The organism is Mesorhizobium sp. WSM4814, assembly GCF_055811595.1.
In genome coordinates this window covers 102,016-109,558 of record NZ_JBVVQT010000022.1, presented here as the reverse complement: position 1 = coordinate 109,558, position 7,543 = coordinate 102,016, and the positions used below count along the sequence as shown (strand labels likewise).

At 64.7% G+C, this 7,543-nt stretch carries 8 protein-coding genes; 2 read left to right on the top strand and 6 right to left on the bottom strand.

What is annotated here, in order from left to right:
• Positions 1-365, top strand: a 365-nt coding sequence (locus tag AC0L2V_RS26280; RefSeq protein ID WP_473521599.1) for a hypothetical protein, incomplete at its 5' end; no start/stop codon positions are given.
• Between the two features lie 294 nt (positions 366-659).
• Here the strand turns inward: AC0L2V_RS26280 and AC0L2V_RS26275 are convergent.
• The 4 genes from AC0L2V_RS26275 to AC0L2V_RS26260 are packed head-to-tail and all read right to left on the bottom strand — an operon-like array spanning position 660 to position 4,624.
• Positions 660-1,838, bottom strand: coding sequence for a hypothetical protein (locus tag AC0L2V_RS26275; RefSeq protein ID WP_473521598.1), 1,179 nt, complete (start codon positions 1,836-1,838; stop codon positions 660-662).
• Positions 1,839-1,895: 57 nt separating this feature from the next.
• Positions 1,896-2,906: a succinylglutamate desuccinylase/aspartoacylase family protein gene (locus AC0L2V_RS26270; RefSeq protein ID WP_473521597.1), complete on the bottom strand. Its 1,011-nt coding sequence runs from the start codon at positions 2,904-2,906 to the stop codon at positions 1,896-1,898.
• Positions 2,907-2,915: 9 nt separating this feature from the next.
• Entirely contained in the window at positions 2,916-3,260 is a 345-nt protein-coding gene (locus AC0L2V_RS26265) for a RidA family protein (protein WP_473521596.1), read from the bottom strand.
• A gap of 44 nt (positions 3,261-3,304) precedes the next feature.
• The gene (locus AC0L2V_RS26260; protein WP_473521595.1) at positions 3,305-4,624 is read right to left on the bottom strand and encodes an alanine racemase; all 1,320 of its coding nucleotides are present in this window, start codon (positions 4,622-4,624) and stop codon (positions 3,305-3,307) included.
• A gap of 77 nt (positions 4,625-4,701) precedes the next feature.
• On the opposite strand from AC0L2V_RS26260, the gene AC0L2V_RS26255 reads away from it, so the two are divergent.
• Positions 4,702-5,643, top strand: a complete 942-nt coding sequence (locus AC0L2V_RS26255) for an amidohydrolase family protein (RefSeq protein WP_473521594.1) — start codon at positions 4,702-4,704, stop codon at positions 5,641-5,643.
• Here AC0L2V_RS26255 and AC0L2V_RS26250 read toward each other — a convergent pair.
• Both AC0L2V_RS26250 and AC0L2V_RS26245 read right to left on the bottom strand, forming a co-directional pair.
• The gene (locus AC0L2V_RS26250) at positions 5,617-6,588 is read right to left on the bottom strand and encodes an ABC transporter permease (RefSeq protein ID WP_208602530.1); all 972 of its coding nucleotides are present in this window, start codon (positions 6,586-6,588) and stop codon (positions 5,617-5,619) included. The genes AC0L2V_RS26255 and AC0L2V_RS26250 overlap by 27 nt on opposite strands.
• Positions 6,585-7,541, bottom strand: a complete 957-nt coding sequence (locus tag AC0L2V_RS26245) for an ABC transporter permease (protein ID WP_413468425.1) — start codon at positions 7,539-7,541, stop codon at positions 6,585-6,587. The genes AC0L2V_RS26250 and AC0L2V_RS26245 overlap by 4 nt, the downstream gene beginning before the upstream one ends.
• Positions 7,542-7,543 lie beyond the last annotated feature (2 nt).

Below are 7,543 nucleotides of genomic sequence, written 5' to 3'. Positions count from 1 at the left end.
CGCTCTTCCTCGCATTCCCCGGTCCGCTGTTTCTGCACGAGCGAGCCAGCTTCTGGTCGCACGCCGCCGCAGAAAAAGTGCGTCGCGATCTGATCGATCTTGGATTGCGGATCGGCCAGCGGCTGGAGACATCCGGCAACGCCCAGGAAGCGCGCTCGATCTATTTGAGGGCGTTGGACCTCTATCCGGATGCCGGCCCCGTCTGCAAGGCGCTGATCAGGGAGCAGCTGTCGCGCGGTGATTTCGAAGGCGCGGTCGACGACTATGCACGCTACGAACGGGCGCTGCGCGCTGCCGGCGAAGCGGCGCCTGCTGCGGAAATACGCGCCTTGGTCGAACCCTATCTTGTGCGGCACACGCGCTGAAGACCGTGTCATGCGCTGCCTGGCGAAACACCGGGCTATCGCCGGTCTGGCAGCCCCCTCAATCTCCGAGCAGGGTGTTTGCTAAGGGCTGCCAGGTTCAGAACGAGGCCAGCGATCGCGTCCATCCTCTCGCTGCGCGTCAGCCCGGCCTGGATAGCACGAGGTGATGGAGCCGAGGGAAATGACAGGTCGCGAGGCAGGACAGCGCTGTCATGCATAACAATGACTTAAAGCGCCTCGCATGAATCCATTCAGCCGCGACGCGCTTTCGACTGCGGCACACGGATCGTTTGTTCAGCCAGGTCGCGCTGCACGCACCCAATCGAGTCGTGCGGCGGGGACAAGGCCGTAATTGTAAAAATTGATACCGTCGACGTCCGGCGCCACCGCCGGCTTCACCTTGGCGGCGAGAATTTCGGGGCCTGCCATTTCCGGATAAAAGAGCCGGTAGCCGGCGCCGAGGAATTTCTCTGCCCCGAGCGCGGTGCGGCCAGCCGCCATAAGGCCCGTCACGTCGCCGGCCTGCATGTCGTAGGCACAAAGGATCGCCCCGTCGCAAACCTTGCCGAGCGCTGCCAGATCGCAGCCGCCGAGCCAGCCGTCTCGCAGGTCGATGACGAGGACACGGGTCCCCGGATCGGCAACCTCGCGCAGTTCGGCGACAAGACTGGTCACCGGCTCGAACCGCCACAACAGATAGGCGTGGAGATGCGGCCAGGGCAAAAAGGTGTCGAGGCCACTTGCGGGAAATTCTGGAAAGCGCCGTTCAGGCACCGCGCGCTCGCACGCCTCGGCAATCCACTGCTTGACGAGGTCACGCGCCGCCTGGCCTTCGATGCCGGCACAAGCGGCGCGGGCGAGGCAGGACGGACAGAAGCACAGCGACAGAAGAAAGTCGTCTTCCGGCGTCAGCCCGACGCCATCTTTCTCATGATGGTATTCATGGGCAAAGCCCATGAAGGACGGGCTTTCAAGTTCGATTCTGTCCGGCTTATAAGTGTGCGTAACGTCGGCGACGAGCGCGCGGATATAAGCGCGCGCATCCGGATGCGACGGGCACAGATTGTAATAATTGGGATCGCCAAAGGCGTTGCGGGTGACGGCCTGCGGATAAAGCATGCCGAGGCGGGTATTGTGCAGGCAGACCGTCCAGCACGACACCTGGAGGCCGCCTGCCTCGCGCTGTTGGATAAGTTCGGCCAGAACGTCGCCACCTTCCGTGATCATTTCGGCCACCTTCGGCTGGATCACGAGATCGGCCCATCGGGCGGCGGTTGGCTTGAAGTAGATCGTGCCGTCCTCCGGGAAATAGGCTTTGCGGCGTGGGCTGCGCGGCTGCAGGAAGCGACCGGCATGATAGGAGGTCGCGAGACTGATCATGTTGAGCCTGGCGCGCTCGACGAGATCGCGTTCGACTGTCTCCAAGCCCAGATCCTGGACATCCCAGGGGTAGGTCCACATCGAAAGCTGCATGAAATATCCTCAGTTTTCTGCAATGGCGCCGTGAGCAAACGCCGGTTGGTTTCCCTGTCAGCCTTCCACCGGTTCGGCGATCTGCAAAAGGCAATCTCCTGCCTCGCACATCGTGTGCAGCCGGCGCGAAAGTACGATACCGCTTTCGGCGAAATGCAGGGCCTCCTCGGCCAGATCGAGCCGCTCGAGGTCGTGATACCAGCCGGCCAATTGTCCGGCGCTCACGCCGTCGCCGAGCCTGACGGCGGGTTCGAACCAGCCGCGGCGGGTGGCGTAGAGGCCCTGACTGTGCCGGGAAAGCGAGAGCAATCGCGTCGGCGCCGAAGGCTTCGACTCCGGCGCGAGAACCGGCGCCTCGACCACGCCGGTGGCGACCATCAGACTGTCGATCGCGCGAGCGGTAATCGCCATCGTCTCGACTGTGGCAGTGCCGCCGCCGCCGAACTCGCCGCTGACGCCGATGGCACCGGCCCGGCGGGCTGCGCCCATCGAGGTTGGCGAGGCCTGACCATTGTTGGCCACGAACCCGTACGGCATGCCGAGCGCCCGCATCAGCTCCACCCCGCGCCCATGCCTATCGGGATCGGTATTGCGCTCGATGAGCGCCGTGGGAAGATGCTCCATCGAGGTGCCGCCCGAATGAATATCGAAGATGACGTCGTGGCGGGGAAACAGTTCCGTCTCCAGGAAATTGGCAAGCCGGCTTGTCGGCGCGCCCGACGGATCGCCGGGAAAGGCGCGGTTGAGATTGCCGCCATCGAGCGGCGAACAGCGTTTGGCGGCCATGACCGCCGGTGCGTTCGCCATCGGCAGGACGGTGACGCGGCCCTTGAGCCGCTTGGGATCGAGCCGGCGGATCAGCTTTGCCAGCGACAGCTCGCCCTCATATTCGTCACCGTGATTGCCGGCCATCAGAAGCAGCGACGGGCCTTCACCGTTGCGTATGAGGCAGATCGGGACCTTGACCTGGAAATAGGGCGAACGGTCTATCGAGAACGGAATGCTGAGATAACCTGATGTCTTGCCGTCCCGGTCGAAGTCGAGCGTATGGGTGAGGCCGGTGTGCATGGCGGCAACTCAGGCGGCGGCGATCGCGGTGACCTCGATGCGGAGGTCGGGATCGGCGAGACGCGCCTCGACGCAGGCCCGCGCCGGCAGGCGTTGAGGATCCACCCAGGCATCGTAGACGCTGTTCATGGCTTCGAAGTCGCCGATCTGCGGCAGGAAGACGTTGACCGCCACAAGCTTTGACTTGCTGCTGCCGGCCTCGACCAAAAGCGCCTCGATCTTTGAGAGCACATCGCTGGTCTGGTCTTCGATGCCGGCCTTGCGATTGTCGGCTACCTGGCCTGCGATGTGGACGAGGCCGCCATAGACGACCGCCTGCGACATGCGGGAGCCGGACTGGAAATACTTGATCATATCGGATCCTTTCGAGGTTTCTTTGGGGCCGCCGCAAGCTCCGGTCAGCCGAAATAGGTGGGAAAGGCGTGGCGGACATGCCCGGCCGCGTCGACGCCGAAGATCACGCGATAGCGATCGAGGCAGGTGCAGGGATGGGAGATGCCGAATTCAACGACGTCGCCAACGGCAATGTCGTCGCCCTGCGCGATTGTCAGGAAGGCGTGCTGGTCGTTGAGCTTGAAGACCTCGGCGCGTGGTATCGGCAGCGGCTTCCCGGCCCGGAAGACCGCGAGCACCATCGGAAAGCCCTGATCGAACGACACGTCGCGCATGCCCATGCCGCATATCGCAAGGCCGGCCTCCGGCCGCGACAGCACCTCGGCCCACAGGCGCAAAGCCGGACGAAACGAATTTCGTGCGGAAGCACCGACGCCGCCGACCGCAAAACCCTTGCGGGCATCGAGTGCAACAAGCGAGCGGTCATAGATGCCATGGTCGTGGAAGAAGATGGCGCCGCTGCGCAACACCAGCGTCGCATTGCTGTCCCTGGAAACGGTGGGCGAAAGTGCTGCGACCACTTTGTCGAAGAACACAGAGCCGCCGGCCGTGACGACCAGCGGCACGTCGCCGCCGACGCGGGCGCGCAGCCGCAGGAACATGTCGGCGGTCATCGCCAGCAGAGCCGAGATCGCCGCATCAGTGCGGCCAGGATCGGGTTGCGCCGCGGCACCTTCGTAGGTTGCGACGCCGGCGATCAGCAGCCGTCCGCCGGCCGCATCAACTGCATCGGCGATCGCCTCGGCTTGCGTCGTGGTCCGCGCGCCTGCCCTCCCCGCACCGAGGTCGACGATCACGCGCAACGGCGGCAGCGTCGCATTGGCCCGCCAGGCTTCGGCAAGCGCATTCACGGCGGCGATCGAGTCGGCGAAGACGAAGAGCTCGACGCCTGGCCAGGCGCCAACCAGCGCCGCGAGCCGGTTCGCACCGCCTGATCCACCAACCTCGTTGGCGATGATCAGCCGTGTGAGGCCGGCCCTGAGCATCACTGCGGCCTGCCTAATATCCGCGACGGTCGTGCTCCATGCTCCGGCTTCTACCAACGATCGAGCAAGGTCTGGCGCCATCGGGGTTTTGGCATGCGGCGCGATCATCGCGCCCTGTTCGCGCGCGTAGCGCAGAAACAGATCACTATTGGCGATGAAGGCCTCCTCGTCGAGGGTCAACACCGGCAACGACATGCGCCCGTCAGCCGGATGCCAGCGCTCAGATGCGACAAGGCTGCTGTCCAGCCCGAAGGTGCCGGGCGGCACGCCGCGGATGCGATCGTCGAGCAGGAAATTTTCAGGGGTCGCGAGCGACAGTACGGGTGAGTTTTCGGTCATCCGATGCTAGTCCTTTCGCCTTCGCAGGATGAAGTCCGGTTCGATTTCCGATGCCGGCCACAGCATGAGAGAGATGCGTGCCAAAGCCTTACTCCGGACCGATCATCGATGCCCACCATCATCTTTGGGATCTCGGCCTCGGCCGCCATCCCTGGCTCGCCACAACGGCTGGCGAACGCGGCGGCCTGGGCGAGCTGGGCCCCTTGCGGCGAAACTATCTTCCTGAGGACTATTTGCGCGACGCCAGCCGGCACAATGTCGTCGCCGCCGTCCATGTCGAGGCCGGTTGGGCCGGGGATGACTGCGTCGGCGAAACGCGATGGCTTGAAACGCTCGGCAAGTCGCGGGGCGTGGCCGCCCGCTACGTCGTTCACGTTCCGCTTGCGAACCGCCAAGCCCCGGCGCTGGTCGAGGCGCAGGCGGCATTCGACCGTGTCGTCGGCGTGCGCGACATACTGAGCTGGGATCCCGATCCCGCCCGCCGTTTCGCTGCCCGTGATGACATCATGGACGACCCAGCCTGGCGCGCCGGCCTGGCGCTGCTTGCCGGCCACCGGCTGGTTTTCGACCTGATGGTGTTTCCGCGCCAGCTCGCCGGTGCAGCGCGCCTTGCAGCGGCCTATCCGAACCAGCAGTTCGTTCTCAACCACTGCGGCAGCCCGATCGATCGCGACGCCGACGGAATGCGGGCGTGGCGCGAAGGGGTTCGGCGTTTGTCCCAGTGTGACAACGTCGCCATCAAGATATCGGATCTGGTCGCCTACGATCATGACTGGACGCTCGACAGCCTGAAGCCGGTTGTCATGCATTGCATCGACTGTTTCGGCACGCGGCGCGCGATGTTCGGCAGTGACTTCCCGGTGGCCGGTCTGCACGCGTCGTTCGATGCAGTATATGACAGCTTCAAGGCCATTGCCGGGGAGCTTTCCGCAGACGAGCAGACGGCGCTGTTCTTCGGCAACGCAAGGCGCATCTACCGGCTTGACGATATGTCATCGGCGGGCCTGCTCCCTGCCTGAGAGAAGCAGCAGCCCCAGGATCAGCGAACCGAACAGGATGCTGCGCCAGCCCGGCGATGCGTTGACGACGGTTATGAGAGCCGTAATCGTGACCAGCAGGATGGCGCCGGGGATGGTGCCGGCATAGGTGCCGAGCCCGCCGAGGATCGAGGTGCCGCCGAGCACCACGGCCGCAATCGAGGCGAGCAGATAGGGATCGCCGATCCCGACATAGCCTTGCCCGTTCATGCCGAGCACCAGCACGCCCGCAAGCCCTGAATTGAAGCCGCTGATGCCGTAGACCGCCAGCGTCGTCGAGGTTACTGGAACCCCCGACAGTGCCGCGGCGAGCGGATTGGCGCCCATGGCGAAGAGCCGTGCGCCAAAGGATGTGGCATGCATTGCGGCCAGAACGATCACGGAGACGGCCACCCACAAGAGCACACCTGCGGGAATACCGGCCGGCCGCGCATTGCCGAGCCAGCGGACCAGCGGGTTTTCGGCGGTCACGGCGCTGCCGCCGGCGATGATGATCAGCAGACCCTGCAGGAATGTCGCCATGGCCAGGGTCATGATCATCGGATGGACGCGCAACAGCGCCACGCCCAGCCCGTTCACCAGACCGATTGTCGTCGTCAACGCAAGGACGGCAAGGACGGCGGTGAGCCCGGTCGGATCCCCCTGCCACGACAGCAGCGGCAGGCTGACGGCGCTCACTGTGACGATAGCCGCGACGGAAAGGTCGATGCCACCGGCAATCACCACGAAGGTCTGGCCCGCCGCAACCAGGCCAATTACCGCGGCCAGTTCGACCAGATAGCGCAAATGGCCATAGGCGCCGAAGCCACGCGAAACGAAGCTCGCGACGATCCACACTGCGGCAACGATGGCAACGGTGAGAAAAGGCCGGCTGCGCAGGATTGTCAGGGCGCGCCTGCCGCCTGCGCTCTCTTTCCATGCTGTCATTGCTGCACCTTGCGGAATTGCGGGGTGGCGACCGCCCCGATGATGATGAGGCCTTGTGCGACATACTGGGCGACCGGCGTGAAGCCGAGGAAGAACATCACACTGATCATCAGGCTGAGCAGCAGGCTGCCGGCAAGAGCGCCGCGCATCGTGCCTTGACCGCCGAGGAAGCCGATGCCGCCGAGCACGGCGGCGGCGATGGAATTCAGCGTGAAGGCCGTGCCGATGACCGGATCACCCGAACCCGTTTGCGCCGCAACGAACAGACCGGCGCCTGTGCAAAGCAGGCCACTGATCGCGTAAGCCGCTATCCGTGCGCCATCGACCGGCACGCCGGAGCGATAGGCGCCGACGGGATTCTCGCCGGCAGCATAGAGGCTCAAACCAAGCGGCGTGGCGAGATAGAGCTTCCACAGAAGGACTATGAGCATCAGCAGCACGAAGGCTGCGGGCGTGTTGCCGGCAAGCAGGTCCGACAGCCATTCCGGAATGGCGCCGCCGGGTCTCGGCAGGATGAGCAGCGCAGCACCGCCGATGATGAAGGAGCCGGCGAGCGTCACCACGATCGCCGGCAACCGAAGTTTCACGACAATGAACCCGGTTGCGGCACCGATGCCGACACCGGTCAGCGCCACCGCAGCGGCACCGCCGGCTATGCCCAGCGGCCCGGTCATCGTCGTCGCGGCGATCACCGCGCCCAGGCTGACCATTGCGCCGATCGCCAGGCTGATGCCACCAGTGAGCATGAGGATCGCCTGGGCCATGGCGACCAGCGCCAGCGGAAACCAGCTCTGGGTGAATTTGGCGAAGCCGGAGGCGGTCAAGAGGCCAGGAAAGAGGAAGCCATAGGCGACGAGGAACGCCATAACCACGGCGAACAGGCTGCGCACGCCGACATTGCGGCGCAGTTGAACCGGCCAGTAAAGAGCGCCGGCTTGCCCTGAGGGAGCCACCG